Raw genomic sequence first — 25,190 nt, forward strand, 5'->3', positions numbered from 1 at the left:
ACCTACCCTTCCTCACTTAACTCTTCTTTATTATTCAAACGATGTGCAATCGTCTCTGGCTGAATTGGACTTAATACCACATGCCCATCATCCATAACAATAACCGCCCTTGTTTTTCTCCCATACGTAGCATCAAGCAAAGCATTATGTTCGCGTGCTTCCTGTACTGTTCGTTTAATAGGAGCTGACTCCGGACTTACAATAGCAATAATTCGATGAGCAGATACAATATTTCCGTATCCAATATTTAAAAACCGCATGGCCATAGTTTGCGCCTCCTAGTAAGTCTATCCGATTTCTCCACCACGTATAACTTTATATATTTTTTGAAAGCTACTCAATATTTTGTACTTGTTCACGAATTTTTTCAAGGTTATTTTTCATTTCTACAACATATTTTGAAATTGTTAAGTCATTTGCCTTAGAACCAATCGTATTAATTTCTCTATGCATCTCTTGGACGATGAAATCCATTTTCCTTCCAACAGGCTCTTCAATCTGCAGTGTTTCACGAAATTGCTCTAAATGACTTTGCAAACGAACTAACTCTTCGTGAATATCACAACGCTCTGTAAAGATTGCGACTTCTGTTAACAATCTTTGTTCATCTAGTTCTTGATTATGTAATTCTTTTAAGCGATTTTCTAATCGTTCACGATATTTTTGTGTAACAATTGGTGCATGCGGAATAATTGCATTTACACAATTGTGAATCTCTTGTAAACGATACGCTATATCTTTATGTAATCGTTCTCCTTCGCCATCTCTCATCGTTTTTAACATATGAGCAGCTTGGCGAACAGCCTCATATAAACTGTTCTCAAATTGTTCATTTACATTTTCTACTTCTTCAATCGCTGTTACTTCTGGCATTGCCATTAATTGCTGAAGTGTAATAGAATCTTGTAATTGAAATTTTCCTTTTATATCTTCCATAATCGATTGGTACTGCTCAAGAAGCGACCAATTCACACTTAATTTTCTTTCAACAAGCCCTTCACCCGTTATACTAATAGACACTTCTATACGTCCACGCCGAACTTGTTCTGCAATTATTTTACGAATTTTGTCTTCAAATACCATCATTTGCTTCGGAAGTCGAATACTCATCTCTAGAAAACGGTGGTTCACCGATTTCATTTCTACTGTAATTTGAAAAGTATCATTTTCTACTTTCGACCTTCCAAATCCTGTCATACTACAAATCATTTTTATCACATCCAAGCCATGAAATAACTCAATGAAAAAGGTAATAGAGACAAGGCTCTACTACCTTCTGTAAATTATATCACATTTTCATATCATTGACTATTTCAAGTTTAATCCCTTCTTATATAATACTGGCTTTTCCTTCTTCCCCTTTTTTCCTGTTAATAAAGAACCTACTAGTAAGAAGGTCGGAATTGATGACAAACCACCAATTAACAACCAATCTCTCGCTTGTATTGGCATTGTACTAAAGATCGGTTGTAGCGGTGGGTAATATATAACCACTAACATTAACAGTAAAGAAATGATAACCGCTCCTACTAAATACACGTTCCCAAACGGATTACGGTGGAAGATAGAATGTTCACTTCGGCAATCAAATACATGAATAAGTTGTGCAAGTACTAACGTCGCAAACGCCACAGTTTGTGCATATTTCAGTTCATTTGGATGTTGATTATATGCAATAATAAACGCCACTAACGTCACTGCTCCAATTAGAAAGCCACGACTTATAATTTTCCAGGCAAGCCCTCTAGCAAATACCCCTTCTTTCGGATGACGCGGCGTTCTCTTCATCACGTCCCCTTCCGCCTTATCCAATCCTAATGCCATCGCCGGTAAACCGTCAGTAACTAAGTTCACCCATAAAATTTGAATAGGAACCATCGGCAGCGGTAATGCAAGTAACATTGCAAATAGCATGACTAAAATTTCTCCTACGTTCGATGCCAATAAATAACGAATAAACTTACGTATATTCTCGTATATATTTCTACCTTCTTTAATTGCTGATTTAATCGTAGCAAAATTATCATCTAGCAAAACAAGAGAAGAAGCTTCTTTCGCAACGTCTGTCCCTGTAATTCCCATCGCTATCCCAATATCTGCTGTTTTTATAGCCGGAGCATCATTTACTCCGTCACCTGTCATCGCTACTATATGCCCTTTATTTTGCAACGCCTTAACAATTTTTAATTTATGTTCAGGTGATACTCGAGCAAATACATACGTATCTTCTACAACACTTTCTAGTTCCTCTACATCCATATTCGCAAGTTCTACCCCTTCAACAACACGTCCACCAGGTGGTAAAACCCCTAACTGTTCCGCAATTGCCATTGCTGTCACTTTATGATCTCCTGTAATCATCACTGTTCGAATACCAGCTTCTCTGCACTCTTTTACAGCCTGTTCTACCTCTGGTCTTGGCGGGTCAATCATTCCCTGTATCCCGACCAACATAAAATCTTTTTCAACGTCTCTTTCATGTTCAATAGAATCAGTTACTTTTAATGGCTTAAATGCAACTGCAATTGTTCGAAGCGCTTGACTACCTAAACTATGAATAGCCGCCTGTACTTCTTTTCTATACAACTCACTTATCGGTTGTTGCTTATCCCCCCATAAAATCGTTTGGCTCATTTGCAGGAGGACATCTGGCGCTCCCTTCGTAACAAGAAACTTTTTCCCCTCTCTATCTCGCACAATAACACTCATCATTTTTCGAGTTGAATCGAATGGAAATTCACGAATAATTTCAAATTTCCCTTTCAGTGCCTCACGCGTTATCCCCGCTTTCATCGCTGCAGCTACTAGTGCTCCCTCAGTTGGATCTCCATCTAATACATACGCCTTTTTCTTTTGAATAATATTTGCGTTATTACATAGTGAACCAAATGTGAGTAGTTGATACAATGCTTTTGTTTTAGCTGGATCGCATTCTTTTTCACCTTTCAAAAAAGAGCCATTAGGTTCATACCCTTGACCCGTCACTTTCCATAACTCTCCACCTGACCACATATGTGTTACCATCATTTTGTTTTGCGTCATTGTTCCTGTTTTATCAGAGCATATAACAGAAGCGCATCCTAACGTTTCTACCGCTGGTAACTTCCTTACAATTGCTCTCTTTTTAATCATACGCTGTACACCAAGCGATAAAGCTACTGTAACGATTGCTGGTAATCCTTCAGGAATCGCAGCAACAGCTAGTGACACTCCTGCTAAAAACATATGATACACTTCATTCCCTTGATACACACCGGCTAATACGACAAGCGCTGTCAAAATAAGAGCCACAATAATTAATATTTTCCCGAGTTGCTCTAATCTTCTTTGCAGTGGTGTTTCCATTTGCTCTGCATTTTGTAACATATTTGCAATTTGGCCCATCGCTGTATTCATACCAGTTGCTACAACGACCCCTGTTCCAGCTCCTCGTGTAATCATCGTACCCATAAAAGCCATGTTTTTTTGATCACCAATTGAAACATCTTGCCCCTGCAGAGCTTCTATCTTCTTCTGCACCGGTACTGACTCTCCTGTCAAAGCTGATTCTTCGATATATAAACTTGATGCCTCAACAAGACGTACATCCGCCCCAATACGATCACCACTAGAAAATTTAATGACATCACCTAAAACAAGTGCTTTAGACGGTGCTTTTACCCACTTTCCATTCCGCATTACAGTAACTTGTGGGGCGGCTAGCTCTTTTAAAGCTTCCAGTGACTTTTCAGCCTTTCTTTCTTGAAAAAAGCCAAGAATACCATTGATGATAACAATCGCAACAATCGCAATAGAATCAATGTATTCCCCTAAAAAAGCCGAAACTATTGTTGCACCAAATAAAACAAGTACCATAAAATCTTTAAACTGCGCCAAAAATACCATCAGTGCAGAAGGCCTTTTGGCTTCATCTAATTCATTTGTACCAAATTTTTTTATTCGCCCTTCTGCTTCCTTCTCTGTAAGTCCAACCTTCACATTCGTATTCGTTCTTTCTTCCACTTCGTGTGCGCGCATTCCATACCAGTTCATCCCGCTATCGACCTCCTGATTCCAGACATACTCTATTGAAAGCTTATTCAGCCTCGTCCAAAAAAATGCTATAATTAACTTTTAGTTAGAAAGGAGCTAAATACAGTTATATAAAATATAGACCAAAAGAATTTACTGAAATAATCAATATGCCTATAAGAACTTTGCAGAGATGGGATAACAAGAGTGTATTGCCTACTTACCGAAACCCTAAAGGTAGAAGATATTATACAGATAAACATTATAAAGACTATATGGGGATTCAAGAAGAAAATACCGGAGGATGAAGATTTATGAAAAGAGCATATCTAATAGAAATCCATCCGACAAAAGAACAAATAATCCAAATAAACCAGACGATTGGTGTGTGTAGATATGTTTACAACCTGTATATCTCTAAAAACAATGAGCTGTATGAAGCCGAAGGAAAGTTTCTAAGTGGGTATGACTTTTCTAAATGGTTGAATAATGTCTATACAAAAGAATGTGACCAGTGGATAAAAGGAGTATCAAGTAAAGCTGTAAAACAAGCGATTATGAATGGAGATAAAGCTTTCAAACGATTTTTTAAGGGTTTATCTAAATTCCCACGATATAAGAAAAAGAAGAAGCAAGATGTGAAGTGCTATTTTCCTAAAAACAACAAAACAGATTGGACAGTAGAAAGGCATAGAATAAAAATCCCCACAATTGGTTGGGTAAGGTTAAAAGAATATGGATATATCCCTAAAAATGCAACTGTAAAAAGTGGCACAGTGTATCAAAGAGCAGGAAGATATTTTGTATCTGTACTTTGTGAAAGAGAAGAAGTAAGGGTAAAACCAATACTTAATAACATAGGTCTAGGGATTGATTTAGGGGTGAAGGATTTCGCTACACGTAGCGATGGTATCGTTCACGAAAACATCAACAAAACAATAAAAGTAAAAAAGATGGAAAAACGGTTAAAACGTGAACAACGCTCTTTAGCGCAAAAATATGAAAATCTAAAAAAGAGAGGTGAAAAATCTGTTACTAATAAAAGAGCGAATATAAACAAAAATATTCTTAGAGTGCAAAAACTACACGCTCGATTAGCGAATATTCGACTAGAGTATGTAAAGTCTATTGTAACGAATGTGGTGAAAACCAAGCCAACGTTTATTACAGTGGAAGATTTGAATGTGAAAGATATGCTGAAGAATAAACATCTATCTAAAACAATTGCCAAGCAGTCCTTTTATGCTTTTAAAATGTGGCTTTTGACGAAATGTGAGGAATATGGAATTGAATTACGTCAAGTAGAACGGTTTTATCCATCGTCAAAGTTGTGCTCATGTTGCGGTCAAAAGAAAGAGGATTTAAAGCTATCTGACCGGTTATATACATGTGAATGTGGCAATGTAATGGATAGAGATTTGAACGCAGCTTTCAATCTTTTACAAACAAAAGAATATACAATACTAACGTAAATAGATTGTATATATGTACGGTGGGCTACATCGGAATTTACGCCTGTGGAGTGTTACAGCAAACTGTAGTAGCGAGTAATTGGCGAGACAGGACACGTAGAAGCAGGAATACTCTAAGAATATACATTTGTCTATATTTTTAGTAGCAGTGTTCATTTATGGCATTCGATGGATTATTTACAAGAGCAATTACACATGAAATTGCAAATTCTCTTTATACAGGAAGAGTTTCTAAGATATACCAACCTTCAAAATACGAGATTTTATTACATATTCGAGCAAACGGAAAAAATCAAAAACTAATTCTTTCCGCTCATCCGACATATGCACGTTTACACTTAACAAATCAAAATTACGATTCACCTTCACTTCCGCCAATGTTTTGTATGCTTCTCCGCAAGCATCTAGAAGGTGGTTTCATTGAAAAAATTGAACAAATTGATTTAGAGCGTATTATTCAAATTACAGTTCGCAGCAGAAATGAAATTGGTGACGAATCGCTAAAAACATTAGTAATTGAAATAATGGGACGACATAGTAATATCATTTTGGTAGACACAAAAACAAACAATATTTTAGATAGCTTAAAACACGTTTCTTTAGCAGTAAACCGCCATCGAACTGTATACGCTGGAGCAGAATATGTTGCACCACCAGCACAACATAAAATTAACCCACTTCAGATTGAAACAAATGATGAATTTATTAGACCGCTAGACTTTCTATCTGGAAACATGGATAAACAGCTTGTCGGCACCTTTACGGGAATATCACCGTTATTCGCAAAAGAAGTAGTGAAAAAAGCAGGTATGGTAAATGAAAAAGCATTAGCGGACGCATTTTTCTCCATACAAAAACCATTACTAACTCATACGTACTCACCAACAATGACTACTTCAAATGGGAAAGAATTCTTTTATCTTTTCCCTCTTGCACACTTGCAAGGAGAAGACAAGACATTCTCATCTGTTAGTGAATTGCTAGACCGTTTCTTTTTCGGAAAAGCAGAGCGCGATCGTGTAAAACAACAAGCTTATGATTTAGAGCGCTTTATGCAAAACGAAAAAAATAAAAATGAGAAGAAACTCATTAAACTAGAAAAAACATTACAAGATGCCGGAAAAGCAGATAAATATCAACTATTTGGAGAACTACTTACAGCTAACATGTACGCTTTGAAAAAAGGGGATAAAGATATTGAAGTCGTTAACTATTACGACGAAAATGGCGGAACTGTAAAAATTACATTAGATCCTTTAAAAACACCATCTGACAATGCGCAACGCTATTTCCAAAAGTACCAAAAAGCGAAAAATTCAGTTGTTGTTGTAGAAGAACAAATCGAAAAAACAAATGAAGAAATTCTATATTTTGATAGCTTACTTCAACAAATGGAAGCTGCTTCTTCAAAAGATATTGAAGAAATTCGTGAAGAATTAGCTGAAGAAGGTTATATGCGCAATCGTAAAACGAAAAACGCAAAGAAAAAGCCTACTAAACCAGTATTGGACAAATATTTAGCTAGTGACGGAACAGAAATTTTCGTCGGTAAAAACAACAAGCAAAATGATTATTTAACAACGAAGTTTGCCCGTCGTGATGAAATTTGGTTACATACGAAAGATATCCCTGGGTCTCATGTTGTCATTCGTTCTCTTGAACCTACCGAAGAAACTGTGTTAGAAGCTGCTAAAATCGCTGCCTATTTCAGTAAAGCAAAAGATTCTAGTTCTGTTCCTGTAGATTTCACCAAAATACGCCATGTCAAAAAACCGAGTGGTGCAAAACTTGGTTTTGTTACGTACGACAATCAGCAAACTGTATATGTAACACCAGATGCTGATACGGTAATGAAATTAAAAGCATAAATAAAAAAATGCGTTGCTTATAAGCAACGCATTTTTTTATTCGTTCTCACTAGTTCATATACCCATTTACTAATTCATAACACCTTGCTTTTGTCATCTTATATTTTTCCTCAGCAGCTTCAATATATTTCATCGTCCCATTATTTTCATCCTTAGCAATGGCTTTTACCTTACTTTCCTTTTCTTTAATCCATGCAACTTGTTTTGTTTTCAACGACTGAAACGCATCAGCTGACATCGTATTTTTCAATGTACTGTAGAGTTCATTTAGTTTATTATCCCACAGTTGATAATTTCCTTCTATTTCATTTACTATGTCATTTGTTGACGTAACATTTGTATGTTTTTCTTGGTTTTCTAAAGCAGCTAACTCATTTAAAACCTTAGTTTTATCTATTGCTGATGACGTTTCTTTTTTTGAACTAGTAGACATACTAGAATCATTCCCTTTAACTGTTTCTTGCTCTTGAACAAAATCTTTTTTCGTAACCTTTTCTTGCTCTTCATCATCTACATTGTGAGTAATAACAGAGTTTTTGGCGTCGACAGCAACTACTCCGTTACTTTCTTTAAAAACATATTTTTTATTTCCCCTATTCTCTTCTCTAACAAAAGAGACATTCTTGAAACCTTGTACTCTAAGAAGTTCTTTAGCTTCTTCTTTAGTTAACTTTAAATCTACTGACGTATTTGATGACCATCTATCCATTAACCATTTTCCATCGGTATATACGAAAATAAATTCCCACATCTCTGCTTCATTCCCCATATCATTTGCAAGAGTAAGCGTCTCAATCTTTAAAACATCATTTTTCTGTGAATAAGTTGTCCTCACGTCCGGCTCAATATGAATCGGAAATGGTAACATATCAGTTTCCCTTGATCTATTAAATGTATCAAGCAATCCTGGAAGCTCCTTCTCCACAAACTTATCTGAAACTAGCCCCTTAACGCCTTTTTTAGCTGTACCTAAATCTCCAGGATTATTTCGGCTCCATCCATTTTCTTTTTCCATCTCACTAAATGCATTTGCTATTGCATCTACACTCTTTTTTACAATCTTTTTCGCTTCTTTTTCTGTCACTTCTGGCGCTTCATCAAGCTGTTCAATCGTTTCATTTACTTGAACTTTGTTTTCACTTTTTTCACAACCTGCTACAACTAGCATACTAGCCACCAGGCAAAATGACATTACTTTACTTATTTTCTTCATGTACTCACAATCCTTATTCCTTCATATTCGTTACGTTTCCCTATTTTCGAGAGAAATCCAACAATTACCTATTATATCAACAACAACCGTATATTTATATATTTGATTTTACATTAAAACAAAGGACATACTTTCAAAATATATACTAAAAAATCTCTTATCCTTTTCTTCCATATTGTCAAAAAATTGACAGTGCTATTTCTAATTTGTATAAATTTTTTGACACCTTGTGTAGAAAGTGAAATTTGGATCGATATTTTTCTCATTCTCTCACTGATAATTGAAATAATCTGTATTTCACGAGCAGCCCACCACCCACAAATAGCGGGCAAAATTGCCTGCCTACCTAAAATATATGCAACTTCTGCTATTTTTTCTCTAAAAATATTTTTTTGGCACGGTATTTGCTTTATTCAATACTGTGAATAGGGGGAATTAACATGACTTTAAAAATTAATAAAATCCAAAATCAACTACAAAACTACGAAATTGACGGATTGCTTATTACAAAAAAAGAAAACCGCCAATATGCAACAGGCTTTACAGGTAGTGCTGGCGTCGTCTTACTCTCTGCGGATAAGGCTGTTTTTATAACTGATTTTCGCTATGTAGATCAAGCGAAATCACAAATAAAAGATGCTGAAATTATTATGCATAAAGGAAATTTAGAAAAAGAAATTGCACATCAAGTATCGAAATTAAACATTCAAAAGCTTGGAATTGAAGAAAATAACATCACATTGCAACAATATAAAAACTTACAAAAATACGTACATGCGGAAATGGTTCAAGTTTGCGAAATCATCGAAAATATTCGTATTATTAAAGACACGCCTGAAATAGAAACAATGAAAATCGCAGCTCATATCGCGGACGAAGCATTTCACCACATCCTTACGTTTTTAAAACCGGGAATAAGTGAAAATGATGTACGAGATGAGTTAGAATTTTTCATGCGAAAAAAAGGGGCTACATCCTCTTCATTTCAAATCATTGTAGCTTCTGGCGTTCGTTCTTCTCTTCCTCATGGAGTTGCATCAAATAAAATAATCGAACGAGGCGACGTCGTTACATTAGATTTCGGTGCACTTTATGATGGATATTGTTCTGATATAACTCGTACTGTAGCAATCGGGGAACCATCAGAAGAATTCAAAAAAATATACAATGTTGTACAAGAAGCGTTAAAACGTGGGACTGAAGCGATTAAGCCTGGAGAAACTGCGAAAAGTATCGATGATATAACGAGAGATTACATTACAGAACATGGATACGGTCAATTTTTTGGACACTCTACCGGTCATGGTCTTGGGTTAGAAATACATGAACCTCTTCGCCTATCCCAAGAAAGTAAGGCTACTTTAGAAGAAGGTATGGTTGTTACCGTTGAACCTGGTATTTACATACCAAACTGGGGTGGTTGTAGAATTGAAGATGATATCGTCATTACAAAAGACGGATATGAAGTGATTACGAAATCAAATCGAGAACTAATTGTTATTCCTTGTTAAAATCATGACCTTTTTTTAAAAGGAGTTTTTCTCTACACATAGAATTCTTTCTCTGGAGTAATCGTTTAAAGAGGGAGAATTTTAATTGAACTTTGTAATCGACAAGATAGATGGTTTACATCCTGAATTTTCCAAACTTGTTTCCATGATGAATTACGCTCGCTATACAACAATGCAAGCGGTGGAAGGTTTAACCATTGAAGAACTTGATTATTTATATGATGAAGAAGCAAATTCAATTGCATGTTATTGTACCATATGGCCGCTATTGAATTTTACTACCAAATTCATACTTTTAAAGACCGTGAACCAATGGAAGCTGAGTTAGAACGGTGGTTACCTACTATTGAGTTAGGAGATCTTGGACGCGAGAAAATAAAAGGAAACTCTATAGATTTTTTACATAAATACATTACAAGAAGTACGTTCCAAAACGATCGAGACTTTTCAATCGTTACCTGATGAATGGCTATTTAAAACGACAGACTTTTGGTATGACAAACCAGCAAATAACTATTTTAAGTGGTTTCACGTATTTGAAGATGAAATCAATCATCGCGGACAAATTCGTTTAGTTAAAAAGATGCAAAAAGCTCATTCAGTAAAATGAGAAAATGCCACCGAATAAGGTGGCATTTTCTTTTATTCATTAACGAATAACTTTTTGTTTACTTTTTTAGCGATTACCGCTACCGAAATTACTATACATATTAAATATAGCAATTTCGCAATAAATAACCACCCTTGAAACATTACAATTCCATCTATTATCTCATTTCCTTTCAATAACAAAAATGGAATTGTACTAATTATAATGACAAACTCGATGCTGAAAACAATTTTCTTTTTTCGGCTATACGCTTTCCATTCATTCCAACGATACATAGGTGCAAAAATCAATACTCCTATACATAATATAATCGGTATCCAGTCACTTTTAAGAAATTGTCCTGAAATAACTGATAATAGTAAACAAACGAGCACACCATAATACCCTATTTTCTCTCTCATTCATACTCACCCATTCTACTTTCCCTTTAATATGTAACTTGCTATGCTTATAACAATTTTTAGAAAAATAACTACTACAATGACAATATAAAGACCTTTTGCAGACGACATCCATTCTTGAAAAATAGACATTTTCTCCATTTTCTTCTGCCCTTCTATTAAAATAAACCCTACGAAAAATGAGCAAACAACAATAGTACCTATCATAATTCCGATACTTTTCTTACTATATTGTTTCATATCATCCCAGTTATATAGCAGTACAAAAACAAATCCGAAAACAGGTATGATACTGATCCATTCATTGCTTGTAAACATATTTAAAATGATTAATAGACTACAAGAGAGGATGAATCCCCAAAACCCAATTTTTTTGCGCATAAGCCCTCCTTAAATTCCATTTTTAGGATTAATTGTATTGTAACATCCATTTATCGTTCTTACCATTACAGTACATGAAATTTTACTTTTTTCTTTTTCCTATACTCACATACATTTACTGCTTTCATACAATAAACTACACGAATGCCTAAAGGATGTGAATGCTATGGGAGTTGAATTAACGCTATTACATGCTCTCTATATTCTTTGTTTACTCACTATTATTACCTTTTTTATTCTCCGGAAAGATACGACGATTATTTGTATCGTTTTTATCTTTTTATTGGCATTAACCGCTACAAGTTCTATCCCTCTTGCCGTTAGCGGTATTTTTCAAAGTTTCATTTACGCTATTACTGAGCTATTACCAACTATATTAATCATCTCCATTATCGTATCAATGAGCAATCTACTCGTTCATACTGGCATAAATGATACGATGATTTCACCATTTACAAAGATGATTCGTACCCCTACCCTCGCCTACTGGATTATCGGCCTTTTAATGATGACTATTTCTTTCTTCTTTTGGCCTTCTCCAGCTGTCGCCTTAATGGGAGCTATTTTATTACCCGTCGCTGTACGCGTCGGTCTTCCGCCAATTGGAGTTGCCATTGCTATGAACTTATTCGGGCACGGCATCGCCTTATCTGGGGACTTCGTTATTCAAGGTGCACCGAAATTAACAGCGGATGCTGCTGGTCTTCCTGTTTCCAGCGTTGTTTCTGCCAGTGTTCCGCTCGTTATCGTTATGGGCATTGTGACAACTTCCGTCGCATTTTTCTTCTTACGAAAAGAATTTCATACAGGCTTATCTATACAAGAATCTATCCCATCAACTGCGTCTTCTAAAACGCTCACTTCATTATCTCCTCGGATAAAAAAATGGCTCGCTATTTGCATTCCGATCGTATATGCCATCGATATCCTTTGCATGATTCAATTTAAACTACAAGGAAGCGATGCAACTGCACTTATCGGCGGGACGACTGTTATTATGATTATCATCATTTCCCTTATAGCCTACAAAGGTAATGGACTAAATAAAACGACCGATTATTTTATAGAAGGGCTCCAATTTGGATTTAAAATCTTTGGTCCAGTTATCCCAATTGCTGCACTCTTTTATTTAGGAGATAGCGGCTTTGTAAAAATTATCGGGGACTATTTACCGAAAGGTTCACACGGAATCATTAACGACTTAGGAATCGCCTTATCTCAAACTGTTCCTTTAAACCAATATGTATCAGCAGGAACATTAACTATCGTTGGTGTCATAACAGGGTTAGATGGATCTGGCTTTTCTGGTATATCACTTGCTGGTTCAATTGCCAATCTTTTCGGAACAGCACTTGGGCATGGAACAGCTACATTAACAGCACTTGGGCAAATTGCTGCAATCTGGACCGGAGGCGGGACTTTAATTCCTTGGGCGCTTATTCCTGCCGCTGCCATTTGTAAAGTAGATCCATTTGAACTTGCACGCAGAAACTTTTTACCAGTTGTAATTGGTTTAATTGTCACCACCATCGTTGCGATGTTTATTCTATAAAGTAAGCAAGTGTTCTCTTGCTTATTTTTTTATTGTGAAATCAATCATTTATTACGGACTTTCAAAAGGGATTATGTATATGTTAGCGAAGTTATATTAAGAGAGTATTTATTTTAAAACGTTTACGAGAAACAGATTACTTCCATTAGAAAAGGGGACATAACTATGAATGAATTGATTTTCGTCTTATTAATTTGTCCATTACTTATCTTTATCGTTTCTGTTATTGGAACACGCAAGACGAAAACGTATTACGTAATGCCGATTGTAACGTTTGCTAGTTTTTTAATAATAGGTGTTATCGCCTTTACTCCAAAATTTTTCTTTTGGGTTGGCATGTACAGTATCTTCTCATTTATTATTTCTTATATGACGCTATTGTTTGTACGAGGATATGAAGTTGTGGAAAACGCTAAATAGTTATTAGCAAGGAAATTGGTATATGATTTTCTTTGATATTGATGGAACTTCACATAAAATTTTAATAATAATATAAAAGACGACCGCGTTCCCCCGCGGTCGTCTTTTTTCGTGTTACGCTGTGATCCAAGCTTCGTTTGCTGGATTTTTACGCCACTCTTGTAATTTTTTCGTTTCAGCTTGTCCAATCATACCTTTTTCTGCCGCTACTTCAGTTAACGCACTGTAGTCGCTTAAAGAGTATGATGCTACGTTAGCTGATTCTAGTTTTTCTTTTCCTGCTTCTAGCTCGTATGTGAAGATTGATACGATTCCTAATACTTCACAGCCAGCTTCGCGAAGTGCTTCTACACATGTAATTGCACTACCGCCAGTTGAAATTAGGTCCTCTACTACTACTACTTTTTGACCTTTTTCAGCTTTTCCTTCGATTTGGTTCCCTTTACCGTGACCTTTTGCTTTACTACGTACGTAGCACATTGGTAAATCCATACGATCGCTTACCCATGCAGCGTGCGCAATACCAGCAGTTGCTGTTCCTGCAATAACTTCTACAGTTGGGAAGTGCTCTTTAATTAACTCTTCTAATCCAGCTGCAATCGCTTGACGTACTTTTGGATAAGATAAAGTTAAACGGTTATCACAATAAATTGGTGATTTCATACCTGAAGACCAAGTGAATGGATCATTCGGTTGTAAAAACACTGCTCCAATTTCTAATAAATGCGATGCGATTTCTTTTTTCATACTGTTACACCTTCCCACTGTTGTTTTACTGTTTTATACGCTTCAAGCGGATTTTCTGCTTTTGTAATACTACGTCCAACTACGATATAGCTTGAGCCAAGTTCCCTCGCACGTTTCGGTGTTGCTACGCGCACCTGGTCATTTACATCATCGCTTGCAAGACGAATCCCCGGTGTTACTGTTACAAATGCGTTTCCGCATACTTCACGTAATTTTGGAACTTCAAGCGTTGAACAAACAACGCCATCAAGTCCACTTTCTTTCGTTAGTTTTGCATAATGAGCAACCGCTTCTTCTAACGTTTTCTCAATGCCGATCTCTTTTTTCATCATAGCTTCCGAAGTGCTTGTTAGTTGTGTAACTGCAATACAAATCGGTCTCTCTTTTCCTTCTTGCTTACCTTCCTCTAATCCCTCAATCGCAGCTTTCATCATACTGCTTCCCCCAGCAGCATGAACATTTACCATATCAACATCTAGACTAGCTAGGCTACGCATAGCGCTTTTTACTGTATTCGGAATATCATGAAGTTTTAAATCTAGAAAAATCTTATGTCCTTTTTCTTTTAAGTACGTAATAATCGCAGGGCCTTCTTTGTAGAATAACTCCATACCAACTTTGACAAATAACTCTTCCCCTTCAAAGTGGCGCAAGAATTGTTCTACATCTTGTTTCCCCGGAAAATCTAGTGCAACAATTAACGACTGTGACATATTTGCTTCCAGCTCCTTCCTTGACATTCCGAAATGTGATCAAATCCTAATTCATCTAGTAATGCTGGTAACTCTTCAATAATTGTCGGACATACGAACGGATCGATAAAGTTCGCTGTACCTACTGCAACTGCGCTTGCGCCTGCATAGAAGAATTCAATTACATCCTCCGCTGTTTCAATGCCACCCATTCCGATAATTGGAATGTTAACCGCTTGGCTTACTTCATGTACCATACGAATCGCTACTGGCTTAATCGCAGGACCTGATAATCCGCCTGTACGGTTTGCTAAAATTGGTTTAGCTGTTTTTAAATCTAGACGCATACCAAGCAATGTATTAATCATCGTTAAACCATCTGCACCTGCATTTTCAATCGCTTTTGCAATTTCCACAATGTTTGCCACGTTCGGTGACAACTTCACGTATACAGGTACTTCAGAAACCTCTTTTACTCGCTTCGTTAAATCAGCAGCAATTTCAGGATTTGTACCAAAGGCGATACCACCTGTTTTTACGTTCGGACAAGAAATATTTAATTCTAGTGCATGGACATTAGGCGCTTTAGAAATTTCCTTTGCAACCGCTACGTAATCCTCAGCTTGTGAGCCTGCAACATTTGCAATAATCGGAAGATCAAATTGCTCGAGAAAAGGTAATTCAGAATTCATTACCTTTTCTAATCCAGGATTTTGAAGCCCGATTGCATTTAGCATTCCGCCTGGTGTTTCCGCAACACGAGGTGTTGGGTTTCCGTAACGAGGCTGTTCTGTTGTCGCTTTAATCATAATTGATCCAAGTACACTTAAATCATAGAACTGTGCATACTCACGACCAAATCCGAAGCAACCAGATGCTGGGATGATTGGATTTTTTAATGATAACCCTGGTAATTCAACTTGCAATCTGTTCATAGTACAACCTCCCCGATTGGAAATACTGGTCCGTCGCTACACACCTTCTTGTAAGAATGTCCACTCGGATCTACTTGTAAATGGCATACACAGGCGAAACATGCTCCAATGCCACAGCCCATACGCTCTTCTAATGAAATGTAGGCTTTTCTCTCTTTATAGCGTCCTTCTAATGCACGAAGCATCGCTAAAGGTCCACATGAGTATAGAATGTCAAAGTCGATTCCATAGCTATCAATTACATCTGTTACAAAGCCTTCTGTACCATGCGTACCATCAACTGTTGCAACATACGTATCACCAAGCTCTGCGAATTTCTCTTCATAGAAGACAACATCTTTCGTTTGGAAACCTAAGATGTGAATAACGCGTACTCCCTTTGCTACAAGACGCTGTGACAATTCATATAGTGGTGGTACACCAATTCCCCCTCCAACTAATAGAGCCGTTTGTCCAGCTTCTGCTTCTTCTACAGGAAAACCATGTCCAAGTGGGCCTAACACATCTACAAGTTCGCCTTGTTTTCTTTTCGCTAATGTTTTTGTTCCTTGTCCTTCCGCACGATATAGCATTGTAAATTCGTTCTTGTCTTGATCGACATTACAAATACTAATTGGGCGGCGCAGAAGGGGCGTAATGCCCTCTGCTACCTTAATGTGTACAAACTGCCCTGGATCGTTCATTTGCTGCACTAGATCCCCTTGAAGCACTAATTCGTAAATGTTTTTTGCGATTTCTTTTTGGTTAACGACGATCATATTTTGCTTTTGCATCATGCATGTACCACCTCGTGACGCTTCGTTTGCGTAATTTCTTTCATTGAATGAGCTGAGAATGTCATAGATTCTAGTACTCGTAAGATTGCTCTCGTTGTATCAAGTGATGTTAAGCAAGCCACACCATTTTCTACTGATTCACGGCGAATGCGGAAACCATCACGCGCTGGTTGTTTGCCTTTTGTTAATGTATTGATTACAAACTGTGCTTTTCCTTGACGGATAATATCAAGTAAGTTGTATTCTTCAGAATCAATTTTATTTACAACTTGCACTGGAATGTTTTGCTCTGCTAACGATTGTGCTGTTCCAGCTGTTGCTAATAAGTTATAGCCGATTTCATGGAAACGTTTTGCAATTTCCATTGCTTCTTCTTTATCTTTATCCGCTACAGTGATGATTACTGATCCGTGCGTTGGGATGTTAATTCCTGAAGCAACTAACCCTTTGTATAATGCTTTTTCAAGTGTTAAGTCTTTACCCATTACTTCCCCTGTTGATTTCATTTCAGGTCCTAATGTTGTATCAACTGAACGTAGCTTCGCAAATGAGAATACCGGTGCTTTTACATACACTTCTTTCTCTTCTGGGTGATAACCCGTTCCATATCCTTGCTCTACTAGGTCTTGCCCTAAAATAACTTTCGTTGCAACGTTCGCCATTGGTACACCTGTAATTTTACTTAAGAACGGTACTGTACGGCTCGCGCGTGGATTTACTTCAATTACGTACACTTGATCTTCGAATACTACAAACTGGATATTTAGTAATCCAACAATGTTTAATCCTTTTCCAAGTGCAATTGTATGTTCAATTATTTGTTCTTTTAATTTTTCAGATAAGCTTTGTGGTGGATATACTCCAATTGAGTCACCAGAGTGAACTCCAGCGCGTTCAATATGTTCCATAATACCTGGAATGAATACATTCTCACCGTCTGAAATTGCATCTACTTCAATTTCTTTACCAACCATGTAACGGTCGATTAATACTGGGTGATCAGCGTGAACTTTAACTGCATTTTTCATGTAGTGCAGCAGTTCTTCTTGACGATATACGATTTCCATCGCGCGTCCACCTAGTACGTAAGATGGTCTTACTAATACTGGGTAACCAATTTTGTCAGCGATTGCTACTGCTTGCTCTACAGTCGTTGCTGTTTTACCAACTGGTTGCGGGATACCAAGCTGTGTTAGCGCTGCTTCAAACTTATCACGATCTTCTGCGCGGTCTAAATCTTCAAGTGATGTTCCTAAGATTTTCACACCGTGGGCCTCTAATTTAGCAGCTAAGTTAATTGCCGTTTGTCCACCGAACTGAACGATAACACCTTCTGGTTTTTCTAAATCGATAATGTGCATTACATCTTCAATTGTTAATGGTTCAAAGTATAATTTGTCAGAAATACTGAAGTCTGTTGAAACTGTTTCTGGATTGTTGTTAACAATAATTGCCTCATATCCAGCTTCTTTAATTGCCCATACAGAGTGAACTGTTGCATAGTCAAACTCAACTCCTTGACCGATACGGATTGGACCAGACCCTAGTACGACAACACTCTTACGATCTGTTCTAACCGATTCATTCTCGTCACCATATGTGCTGTAGTAGTATGGCGTTGCAGATTCAAACTCTGCCGCACAAGTATCTACCATTTTATAAACAGGAGTTATATTGCTTTCTTTACGCATATCGTAAATTTCACGCTCTGTTTTGTTCCAAGCTGCTGCAATGTAGTGATCGCTGAAGCCCATTTCTTTCGCAGTTTGTAGTACTTCCATATTTCCTACATTCGCTTTTACTTCGCGTTCCATGTTTACGATATTTTCTACTTTTTGTAAGAAGAAGAAGTCCATTTCACACCAATTGTTGATTTCTTCTTTCGTTACACCTTGGCGAATTGCTTCTGCTACAATAAACAGTCGCTCATCATCAGCTTTTATAATGCGTTTTTTCATTGTCTCTTTATCAAGCTCTTTTAAATGCTCTAACTCTAAGTGATAAACGCCAAGTTCTAAAGAACGAATCGCTTTTAATAATGATTGTTCTAAGTTACGTCCGATTGACATAACTTCACCAGTTGCCTTCATTTGTGTACCAAGTGTTCTGTTTGCTGATTCAAACTTATCAAATGGCCAACGTGGAATTTTTGAAACAACATAGTCTAATGCTGGCTCGAAGCAAGCGTATGTTTTTTGTGTTACTGGGTTTATAATTTCATCTAATGTTAAGCCAACTGCAATTTTCGCCGCTAATTTCGCAATTGGATATCCAGTTGCTTTAGATGCTAGTGCAGATGAACGACTTACACGCGGGTTTACTTCGATTACATAGTATTGGAAGCTATGTGGATCAAGTGCAAGCTGAACGTTACATCCACCTTCAATTCCTAATGCGCGAATAATTCTTAATGAAGTGTTTCGTAACATTTGATACTCACGGTCACTTAATGTTTGGCTCGGTGCTACAACGATGGAATCACCTGTGTGAACCCCAACTGGATCGATATTTTCCATGTTACATACTACAATCGCGTTATCATTCGAATCACGCATTACTTCATATTCAATTTCCTTACAACCAGCAATGCTCTTCTCTAATAAACATTGTGTTACTGGACTATGTTTTAAACCACCTGATACGATTTCAATTAGTTCTTCTTCATTACTACAGATTCCGCCACCTGTTCCCCCCATTGTAAATGCTGGGCGAACAATAACTGGATAACCAATTTCTTTTACAAATTCATGTGCTTCTTCTAGCGTATGAATAATGGTACTAGATGGAATTGGTTCATTTAATTCCTGCATTAGTGTACGGAATAAATCACGATCTTCCGCTTGTTCGATTGCTGATAATTTTGTTCCTAAAATTTCAACTCCGCACTCTTCAAGTATGCCTGATTTCGCAAGTTCAACAGCCATATTTAGACCTGTTTGACCACCTAATGTTGGTAAGATTGCATCTGGACGTTCTTTACGAATGATACGGCTTACGAATTCTAATGTTAATGGTTCTATATATACTTTATCTGCTGTTGCAGTATCTGTCATAATTGTTGCTGGGTTAGAGTTAACAAGGATTACTTTGTAACCTTCTTCTCTAAGAGATTGACAAGCTTGTGTACCAGAGTAGTCAAACTCTGCTGCTTGCCCAATTACAATTGGTCCTGATCCGATTACTAAAATTGTGTTAATGTCTAGGCGTTTTGGCATAACTCTTCCCCTTCTTTCTTGAAGTTTTCAATCATTTCTAAGAAATCTTCGAATAAATCATTTGCATCTTCTGGTCCTGCTGAAGCTTCTGGATGGTATTGCACTGTAAATGCTGGGAACTTCGTATGACGAAGACCTTCTACTGTTCCATCATTTAAAGCGACATGTGTAATTTCAAGTTCTGTATTTCCAACTGATTCTTCTTCTACTGCGTAACCATGATTTTGAGATGTAATTGCTACTTTTCCAGTTGCAAGATGTTTTACTGGATGGTTTAAACCACGGTGACCGAATTTTAACTTACTTGTATTCGCACCAGATGCTAGAGCGAATAGTTGATGTCCTAAGCAAATTCCGAATAAAGGAACTTTACCGATAATGTCTTTTAACATTTCAATTGCTTCTGGTACATCTTTCGGATCTCCAGGTCCGTTACTTAACATAATTCCATCTGGGCTAAGACGTAAAATCTCTTCTGCTGTTGTATTGTAAGGTACTACAATTACATCACAGTCACGTTTATTTAATTCTCGTAAAATGCCATGTTTCATTCCGAAGTCTACAAGTACAACTCGGTGTCCACGGCCTGGGCTTGGGTATGGATCTTTCGTTGATACACGTTTCACGTGATCTGTAAATACTGTCGCTTTTAATTGGCTCACGATGTATTCTACATCTGCATCCATGTTACATAGACGTCCACGTAATGTACCGTATTGACGAATTTTTCTCGTTAATTTTCTCGTATCAATTCCTGCTAATCCTGGGATATTTCTTTCTTTTAAATAATCATTTAACGAAATTTCATTACGGAAGTTTGATGGGTGATCACAAATTTCGTTTACGATTAAACCATTTACAGATGGGTGAATCGATTCAAAATCGTCACGGTTGATGCCGTAGTTTCCGATTAATGGGTACGTGAATGTTACGATTTGACCGCAATATGATGGATCAGATAATGTTTCTTGATATCCAGTCATTCCTGTTGTGAATACAACCTCACCTGACTTTTCAATTTCTCCTCCGAAACCTTTTCCAATTAATACTGTTCCATCTTCTAAGATAAGTTGTCTTTTCATACTAATGCACTCTCCTTTTGCCATGCGATCTTACCACCAACGATTGTCATTACCGGCCATCCTTGGCATTTCCAACCTGCGAATGGTGTATTTTTTCCTTTTGATAAGAATGTTGTTGGGTCAATCTCTTCTTCTTGTTCTAAATCAATGATTGTAATATCAGCTGTTCTACCTTCTTTCAGGCGACCTGCTTCTAAGCCGAATGTATCAGCTGGTTTTTCTGTTAAGAATTGAATTAACTGCTCTAATGTAATAATTCCTTTTTTCACAAGGTTTGTGTATAGAAGCGGGAATGCTGTTTCAAAACCAGTAATTCCGAATGGCGCTCTTTCAATTCCTTGTGCTTTCTCTTCTGCTGTATGCGGTGCATGATCAGTTGCAATCATATCGATTGTTCCATCTAATAAACCTTCAATTAATGCTGCGTGATCTTCTTTTCCACGAAGCGGTGGGTTCATTTTAAAGTTAGGATCAGCTGATGGGATATCATCTTCACATAACACTAAGTGATGAGGTGTTACTTCTGCTGTTACTTTAATTCCAGCGCGTTTCGCATCTCTAATTACGCGTACAGAGCCTTTCGTACTCACGTGACATACGTGATAGTGGCAATCTGCCGCTTCAGCAAGCAGTATATCCCTTGCAATATGTACAGATTCACATACTGATGGGATACCGTTTAATCCGTGTTTCTCAGAAAACTTCCCTTCATGTACACAACCTTTATTAATAAGAGTATTCTCTTCACAGTGCGCAACTACTGCCATATTTAATTTCGCTGCACGCTTCATAGCAGCTAACATCATGCTAGCATCTTGTACGCCTACACCATCATCAGTGAAAGCAAATGCTCCAAGTTCTTTTAATGTTTCGAAATCTGTCATTTCAGAACCAGCTTGGCGTACTGTAATTGCTCCGTATGGTAGTACGTTGACATGCGCTTTTTCTTTAATACGTTTTTGCAAGTCTTCCATATGTTCTCTGCAATCTGGTACTGGGCGTGTATTTGGCATGGCACAAATTGTAGTGAATCCACCTTTTGCCGCTGCTAGTGTACCTGTTTCAATTGTTTCTTTATGTTCACCACCTGGTTCACGAAGATGTACGTGTACATCTACTAATCCAGGTGCGATTAACTTTCCGTTCACATCGATTACTTCAGCATTATCTGCCGTAATATTTTCTGCTACCTTAGCGATTTTACCGTCTTGTACGAGAAGATCTGTTGCTACGATTTTTCCTTCTTCATTCATATAACGACCATTTTTAAACAAGTAATTCATGTTTCATTCCTCCTAATACATTTGGTAAGGCGCGTTTTAGTACAGCCATTCTTACGTAAACTCCATTTTCCATTTGTTTAAATATGCGTGAACGCTCACACTCAACAAGTTCACTTGCAATTTCAACATCACGGTTTACAGGAGCTGGATGCATAATAATGCTTCCTTCTTTCATACGCTTTTCTCTTTCCACTGTTAATCCGTGTTTCTCATGATACTCTTTCATAATGTCTGATTCATAATGATCATGACGCTCATGTTGTACACGAAGTAACATCATTACATCCACTTCTGGAACAAGTTCATCTAATGGTTTGTATGTTCCAAATGTGCTGTCTTCATCTTTCCACTCTTCTGGACTTGCAAAGTAAATTGTTGCACCCAGTTTCGTTAATGCTTCTGCATTAGAACGTGCTACTCGGCTATGACGAACATCTCCTACTATCGCAATCTTTAATCCTTCAAATCTTCCAAACTCTTGTTTAATTGTAAGAAGATCGAGTAGGCACTGCGTTGGGTGGTTTCCACATCCATCTCCAGCGTTTAAGATTGGGATATTCACCTGATCTTTTAGTTCATCGAAGTAGCGATCTTGCTCATGGCGGACGATCACCGCTTTTGTTCCGATTGATTCTAGTGTTCTTATCGTATCGTATAAAGTTTCTCCTTTTTGTACGCTAGATGCATCCGCTGAAAAGTTTAAAACCTCAAGTCCTAATCTCTTCTCAGCAACTTCAAAGCTAAATCTCGTTCTCGTACTATTCTCAAAGAACAAGTTCGCAACAAAAGTTTGCTCTGTCGTTTTGCTCTCTTTTCCATTCGCGAAATCTTCTGCGTCTTGTAGGATTTCTGAAATTTCTACTTCCGATAATTCACTCATCGTTAACAAATGGCTCATCGTCATCCCTCATCTTTCTGATTTTTATGTTACCACTTTTGTATTTTTATAACAACTTTTGTATAAAAATACCCTAGTCATGTAAGACTAGGGTGCAAGGAAGAAGCCACCCTTTCCGGTCTCACAGGACTGAATTAAAAGGTTATTATTATGAAGCAATCTGCTTAGATTGTTTTATTTGTTTCGTTTCTGGTAGTAGTAGATTTAATAGTACACCTACAATTGCTGCTAGTGCCATTCCCTCTACTTGGAACGATTCTCCTACTTGAAGTACCGCTCCACCAATACCGATTACTAGTATTACTGATGCAATCATTAAGTTTCGTTTGTCACTTAGGTCTGTTTTTTCATCTACCATCATGCGTAATCCGCTTGATGCGATTACACCGAATAGTAAGATTGATACACCACCCATAACTGGTGTTGGTATGGAGTGGATCAGCGCGGAAATCTTACCGATAAATCCAAACATGATTGCGAATACTGCTGATCCGATGAATAAGTATACGCTGTAAGCTCTCGTAATTGCTAGCACACCGATATTTTCACCATATGTTGTATTCGGCGGTCCACCGATTAGTGATGCAATTAATGTTGCTACTCCATCACCGAAGATTGAGCGATGTAAACCTGGTTTTTCAATTAAATCTCTTTTAATAACATTTCCAAGTACAATTTGATGTCCGATATGCTCTGAAATTGTTACTAGTGCAACTGGTACCATCAAGAGTACAATCTTCCACGAAAACTCCGGAGTATATGTTACAAATGGTACTGTGAAATCTGGTACAACAAACCATTTTGCCTCAGCTACCGGCTTTAAGTTTACTAGCCCTTGGAAGTAAGCGAAGATATATCCGCCGATAATGCCCAGTAACACTGGTATGATACTGAAAAATCCCCTTCCAAATATAGAGCAGATAATTGTAATTGCTAATGTTACTAATGCTACTGAAAAGTGTGTAAAGCTATACTTGCCATCCGCACCGTTCATCGCCATGTTAACTGCTGTATGTGCTAAAGCTAGACCGATTACCATTACGACTGGACCAACTACGATTGGCGGAAGTAATTTCATAATCCACTCTGATCCTGACTTCTTGATTCCGAGTGAGATTAAGATGTACACAAGTCCTGCAAATAGACCACCGAGCATTGCTGCTCCAGGTCCACCTGCTGTTTTCGCTGTTATAATCGGTGCGATAAAGGCGAATGATGATCCTAGATAGGCAGGTACTTGACCTTTCGTTATAAGAAGAAACGCTAGCGTTCCTAATCCACTTGATATTAATGCTACTGACGGATTCAATCCTGTTAAAAACGGAACAAGCACTGTTGATCCAAACATCGCGAACAAATGTTGTATACTTAAAAATAACCATTTTCCCGGTTTCGGTACTTCATTAACGTCTAACACTGGCTTTTGTTCCATTGTTACATCCTCCTTCAGTTTAAATCTTTGCAATAAAAAAACTCTTTGTGCCTGTGCACAAAGAGTCCTACACTTTCGTATGCCAAATTTGACATATGAAAGCCAAGACCCTTTGGCAGCCTCACAGGACTACATTTAAAAGGGCTTTACTTATCGTATATGCTTACTCGATCTTGTTGATCTGTCTCTTGCAAATCAACTTCGATACGCTCTTCACTTGATGTTGGAATGTTCTTTCCTACATAATCAGCGCGAATTGGTAATTCACGATGACCTCTATCAACAAGAACTGCCAGTTGGATTTGTGATGGTCTACCTAAATCCATAAGAGCATCCATTGCTGCTCGAACTGTTCTTCCTGTATATAATACATCATCCACAAGGATAACCTTTTTCTTCGTAATATCTACAGGGATATCAGAACCTTTTACAAGTGGTTCTTCATTTTTCGATTGTAGTGTTAGATCATCACGATATAACGTAATATCTAGCTCTCCAACTTCCATTTCTTTTCCTTCAATTTGACCAATTCGTTCTGCCAAACGTTGTGCAATAAAAATTCCACGAGTTTTAATTCCGACAAGAACACAATTATCGACACCTTTATTTCGTTCCACGATTTCATGACTAATTCGTGTTAAAGCGCGGCGAATCATTTGGTCATCTAAAACGACAGCTTTCTCTTGCATGC

At 37.4% G+C, this 25,190-nt stretch carries 22 protein-coding genes and 1 pseudogene; 7 read left to right on the top strand and 16 right to left on the bottom strand.

Annotation, left to right across the window (positions count from 1 at the left end):
* Positions 1-2 precede the first annotated feature (2 nt).
* The 3 genes from remA to F8162_RS09485 all read right to left on the bottom strand — a co-directional run bounded on the left by remA (position 3) and on the right by F8162_RS09485 (position 4,032).
* Positions 3-266 carry an extracellular matrix/biofilm regulator RemA gene (remA, locus tag F8162_RS09475; RefSeq protein ID WP_001251458.1) on the bottom strand — a complete coding sequence of 88 codons (264 nt, stop codon included), beginning with the start codon at positions 264-266 and terminating at the stop codon, positions 3-5.
* A gap of 67 nt (positions 267-333) precedes the next feature.
* On the bottom strand, positions 334-1,209 hold the full coding sequence (locus tag F8162_RS09480; protein WP_151632676.1) for a YicC/YloC family endoribonuclease: 876 nt from the start codon (positions 1,207-1,209) through the stop codon (positions 334-336).
* Positions 1,210-1,308: 99 nt separating this feature from the next.
* Positions 1,309-4,032, bottom strand: coding sequence for a calcium-translocating P-type ATPase, SERCA-type (locus tag F8162_RS09485; RefSeq protein ID WP_151632678.1), 2,724 nt, complete (start codon positions 4,030-4,032; stop codon positions 1,309-1,311).
* Between the two features lie 110 nt (positions 4,033-4,142).
* On the opposite strand from F8162_RS09485, the gene F8162_RS09490 reads away from it, so the two are divergent.
* The 3 genes from F8162_RS09490 (at position 4,143) to F8162_RS09505 (ending at position 7,351) form a co-directional block, all read left to right on the top strand.
* A complete protein-coding gene (locus tag F8162_RS09490; protein ID WP_225990156.1) occupies positions 4,143-4,319 on the top strand; it encodes a MerR family transcriptional regulator in 177 nt (58 codons plus the stop codon).
* Positions 4,320-4,325: 6 nt separating this feature from the next.
* On the top strand, positions 4,326-5,483 hold the full coding sequence (locus tag F8162_RS09495; protein ID WP_151632680.1) for an RNA-guided endonuclease InsQ/TnpB family protein: 1,158 nt from the start codon (positions 4,326-4,328) through the stop codon (positions 5,481-5,483).
* Between the two features lie 158 nt (positions 5,484-5,641).
* On the top strand, positions 5,642-7,351 hold the full coding sequence (locus F8162_RS09505; RefSeq protein WP_151632682.1) for an NFACT family protein: 1,710 nt from the start codon (positions 5,642-5,644) through the stop codon (positions 7,349-7,351).
* Between the two features lie 49 nt (positions 7,352-7,400).
* Here the strand turns inward: F8162_RS09505 and F8162_RS09510 are convergent, their stop codons facing one another.
* Positions 7,401-8,564, bottom strand: a complete 1,164-nt coding sequence (locus F8162_RS09510) for a lysozyme inhibitor LprI family protein (RefSeq protein ID WP_151632684.1) — start codon at positions 8,562-8,564, stop codon at positions 7,401-7,403.
* Positions 8,565-9,004: 440 nt separating this feature from the next.
* On the opposite strand from F8162_RS09510, the gene F8162_RS09515 reads away from it, so the two are divergent.
* Together F8162_RS09515 and F8162_RS09520 are read left to right on the top strand one after the other, a co-directional pair.
* Positions 9,005-10,075 (top strand): M24 family metallopeptidase, encoded by a 1,071-nt coding sequence (locus F8162_RS09515; protein ID WP_151632686.1) that lies wholly within the window; start codon positions 9,005-9,007, stop codon positions 10,073-10,075.
* A gap of 85 nt (positions 10,076-10,160) precedes the next feature.
* A pseudogene (locus F8162_RS09520) lies at positions 10,161-10,685 on the top strand (DinB family protein).
* Between the two features lie 32 nt (positions 10,686-10,717).
* Here F8162_RS09520 and F8162_RS09525 read toward each other — a convergent pair.
* Complete coding sequence (locus tag F8162_RS09525; protein WP_151632688.1) at positions 10,718-11,086, bottom strand: YoqO family protein; 369 nt, start codon at positions 11,084-11,086, stop codon at positions 10,718-10,720.
* Positions 11,087-11,101: 15 nt separating this feature from the next.
* Positions 11,102-11,467, bottom strand: a complete 366-nt coding sequence (locus tag F8162_RS09530; RefSeq protein WP_151632690.1) for a YoqO family protein — start codon at positions 11,465-11,467, stop codon at positions 11,102-11,104.
* Between the two features lie 166 nt (positions 11,468-11,633).
* On the opposite strand from F8162_RS09530, the gene F8162_RS09535 reads away from it, so the two are divergent.
* Together F8162_RS09535 and F8162_RS09540 are read left to right on the top strand one after the other, a co-directional pair.
* Positions 11,634-13,019, top strand: coding sequence for a hypothetical protein (locus tag F8162_RS09535; RefSeq protein WP_151632692.1), 1,386 nt, complete (start codon positions 11,634-11,636; stop codon positions 13,017-13,019).
* 165 nt (positions 13,020-13,184) lie between these two features.
* On the top strand, positions 13,185-13,439 hold the full coding sequence (locus tag F8162_RS09540; RefSeq protein ID WP_151632694.1) for a YbeF family protein: 255 nt from the start codon (positions 13,185-13,187) through the stop codon (positions 13,437-13,439).
* Between the two features lie 114 nt (positions 13,440-13,553).
* Here F8162_RS09540 and pyrE read toward each other — a convergent pair whose 3' ends face one another.
* The 10 genes from pyrE to pyrR form a co-directional block, all read right to left on the bottom strand.
* Positions 13,554-14,186, bottom strand: coding sequence for an orotate phosphoribosyltransferase (gene pyrE, locus F8162_RS09545; RefSeq protein WP_063260442.1), 633 nt, complete (start codon positions 14,184-14,186; stop codon positions 13,554-13,556).
* Positions 14,183-14,899, bottom strand: coding sequence for an orotidine-5'-phosphate decarboxylase (gene pyrF / locus F8162_RS09550; protein ID WP_151632696.1), 717 nt, complete (start codon positions 14,897-14,899; stop codon positions 14,183-14,185). The genes pyrE and pyrF overlap by 4 nt, the downstream gene beginning before the upstream one ends.
* The gene (pyrD, locus tag F8162_RS09555; protein ID WP_098989993.1) at positions 14,884-15,813 is read right to left on the bottom strand and encodes a dihydroorotate oxidase B catalytic subunit; all 930 of its coding nucleotides are present in this window, start codon (positions 15,811-15,813) and stop codon (positions 14,884-14,886) included. The genes pyrF and pyrD overlap by 16 nt, the downstream gene beginning before the upstream one ends.
* Positions 15,810-16,589 (bottom strand): dihydroorotate oxidase B electron transfer subunit, encoded by a 780-nt coding sequence (pyrK, locus tag F8162_RS09560; protein ID WP_151632698.1) that lies wholly within the window; start codon positions 16,587-16,589, stop codon positions 15,810-15,812. Before pyrK ends, pyrD begins: the two co-directional genes overlap by 4 nt.
* Positions 16,586-19,804, bottom strand: coding sequence for a carbamoyl-phosphate synthase large subunit (carB, locus tag F8162_RS09565; protein ID WP_151632700.1), 3,219 nt, complete (start codon positions 19,802-19,804; stop codon positions 16,586-16,588). Before carB ends, pyrK begins: the two co-directional genes overlap by 4 nt.
* Complete coding sequence (locus F8162_RS09570) at positions 19,789-20,886, bottom strand: carbamoyl phosphate synthase small subunit (RefSeq protein ID WP_151632702.1); 1,098 nt, start codon at positions 20,884-20,886, stop codon at positions 19,789-19,791. The genes carB and F8162_RS09570 overlap by 16 nt, the downstream gene beginning before the upstream one ends.
* Positions 20,883-22,169 carry a dihydroorotase gene (pyrC, locus tag F8162_RS09575; protein ID WP_098758245.1) on the bottom strand — a complete coding sequence of 429 codons (1,287 nt, stop codon included), beginning with the start codon at positions 22,167-22,169 and terminating at the stop codon, positions 20,883-20,885. Before pyrC ends, F8162_RS09570 begins: the two co-directional genes overlap by 4 nt.
* Entirely contained in the window at positions 22,153-23,067 is a 915-nt protein-coding gene (gene pyrB / locus F8162_RS09580) for an aspartate carbamoyltransferase (RefSeq protein WP_151632704.1), read from the bottom strand. Before pyrB ends, pyrC begins: the two co-directional genes overlap by 17 nt.
* A 148-nt stretch (positions 23,068-23,215) precedes the next feature.
* Positions 23,216-24,499 carry a uracil permease gene (gene uraA, locus F8162_RS09585; protein WP_151632706.1) on the bottom strand — a complete coding sequence of 428 codons (1,284 nt, stop codon included), beginning with the start codon at positions 24,497-24,499 and terminating at the stop codon, positions 23,216-23,218.
* Between the two features lie 146 nt (positions 24,500-24,645).
* Positions 24,646-25,188, bottom strand: coding sequence for a bifunctional pyrimidine operon transcriptional regulator/uracil phosphoribosyltransferase (pyrR, locus tag F8162_RS09590; protein WP_001156490.1), 543 nt, complete (start codon positions 25,186-25,188; stop codon positions 24,646-24,648).
* Positions 25,189-25,190 lie beyond the last annotated feature (2 nt).

The sequence above is a fragment of the Bacillus sp. CH140a_4T genome, assembly GCF_008923725.1.
Taxonomy (GTDB): Bacteria; Bacillota; Bacilli; order Bacillales; family Bacillaceae_G; genus Bacillus_A.

Bases quoted from the DNA above. Each gene is read 5' to 3' on its own strand.
- F8162_RS09570 (WP_151632702.1), bottom strand. From the start codon at position 20,886: ATGAAAAGACAACTTATCTTAGAAGATGGAACAGTATTAATTGGAAAA.
- pyrK (WP_151632698.1), bottom strand. From the start codon at position 16,589: ATGATGCAAAAGCAAAATATGATCGTCGTTAACCAAAAAGAAATCGCA.
- pyrE (WP_063260442.1), bottom strand. From the start codon at position 14,186: ATGAAAAAAGAAATCGCATCGCATTTATTAGAAATTGGAGCAGTGTTT.
- F8162_RS09530 (WP_151632690.1), bottom strand. From the start codon at position 11,467: ATGCGCAAAAAAATTGGGTTTTGGGGATTCATCCTCTCTTGTAGTCTA.
- uraA (WP_151632706.1), bottom strand. From the start codon at position 24,499: ATGGAACAAAAGCCAGTGTTAGACGTTAATGAAGTACCGAAACCGGGA.
- F8162_RS09505 (WP_151632682.1), top strand. From the start codon at position 5,642: ATGGCATTCGATGGATTATTTACAAGAGCAATTACACATGAAATTGCA.
- F8162_RS09535 (WP_151632692.1), top strand. From the start codon at position 11,634: ATGGGAGTTGAATTAACGCTATTACATGCTCTCTATATTCTTTGTTTA.
- F8162_RS09495 (WP_151632680.1), top strand. From the start codon at position 4,326: ATGAAAAGAGCATATCTAATAGAAATCCATCCGACAAAAGAACAAATA.
- F8162_RS09510 (WP_151632684.1), bottom strand. From the start codon at position 8,564: ATGAAGAAAATAAGTAAAGTAATGTCATTTTGCCTGGTGGCTAGTATG.
- pyrF (WP_151632696.1), bottom strand. From the start codon at position 14,899: ATGTCACAGTCGTTAATTGTTGCACTAGATTTTCCGGGGAAACAAGAT.
- remA (WP_001251458.1), bottom strand. From the start codon at position 266: ATGGCCATGCGGTTTTTAAATATTGGATACGGAAATATTGTATCTGCT.
- F8162_RS09515 (WP_151632686.1), top strand. From the start codon at position 9,005: ATGACTTTAAAAATTAATAAAATCCAAAATCAACTACAAAACTACGAA.
- pyrD (WP_098989993.1), bottom strand. From the start codon at position 15,813: ATGAACAGATTGCAAGTTGAATTACCAGGGTTATCATTAAAAAATCCA.
- F8162_RS09480 (WP_151632676.1), bottom strand. From the start codon at position 1,209: ATGATTTGTAGTATGACAGGATTTGGAAGGTCGAAAGTAGAAAATGAT.
- F8162_RS09525 (WP_151632688.1), bottom strand. From the start codon at position 11,086: ATGAGAGAGAAAATAGGGTATTATGGTGTGCTCGTTTGTTTACTATTA.
- F8162_RS09540 (WP_151632694.1), top strand. From the start codon at position 13,185: ATGAATGAATTGATTTTCGTCTTATTAATTTGTCCATTACTTATCTTT.
- pyrB (WP_151632704.1), bottom strand. From the start codon at position 23,067: ATGAGCCATTTGTTAACGATGAGTGAATTATCGGAAGTAGAAATTTCA.
- pyrR (WP_001156490.1), bottom strand. From the start codon at position 25,188: ATGCAAGAGAAAGCTGTCGTTTTAGATGACCAAATGATTCGCCGCGCT.
- F8162_RS09485 (WP_151632678.1), bottom strand. From the start codon at position 4,032: ATGAACTGGTATGGAATGCGCGCACACGAAGTGGAAGAAAGAACGAAT.
- pyrC (WP_098758245.1), bottom strand. From the start codon at position 22,169: ATGAATTACTTGTTTAAAAATGGTCGTTATATGAATGAAGAAGGAAAA.
- carB (WP_151632700.1), bottom strand. From the start codon at position 19,804: ATGCCAAAACGCCTAGACATTAACACAATTTTAGTAATCGGATCAGGA.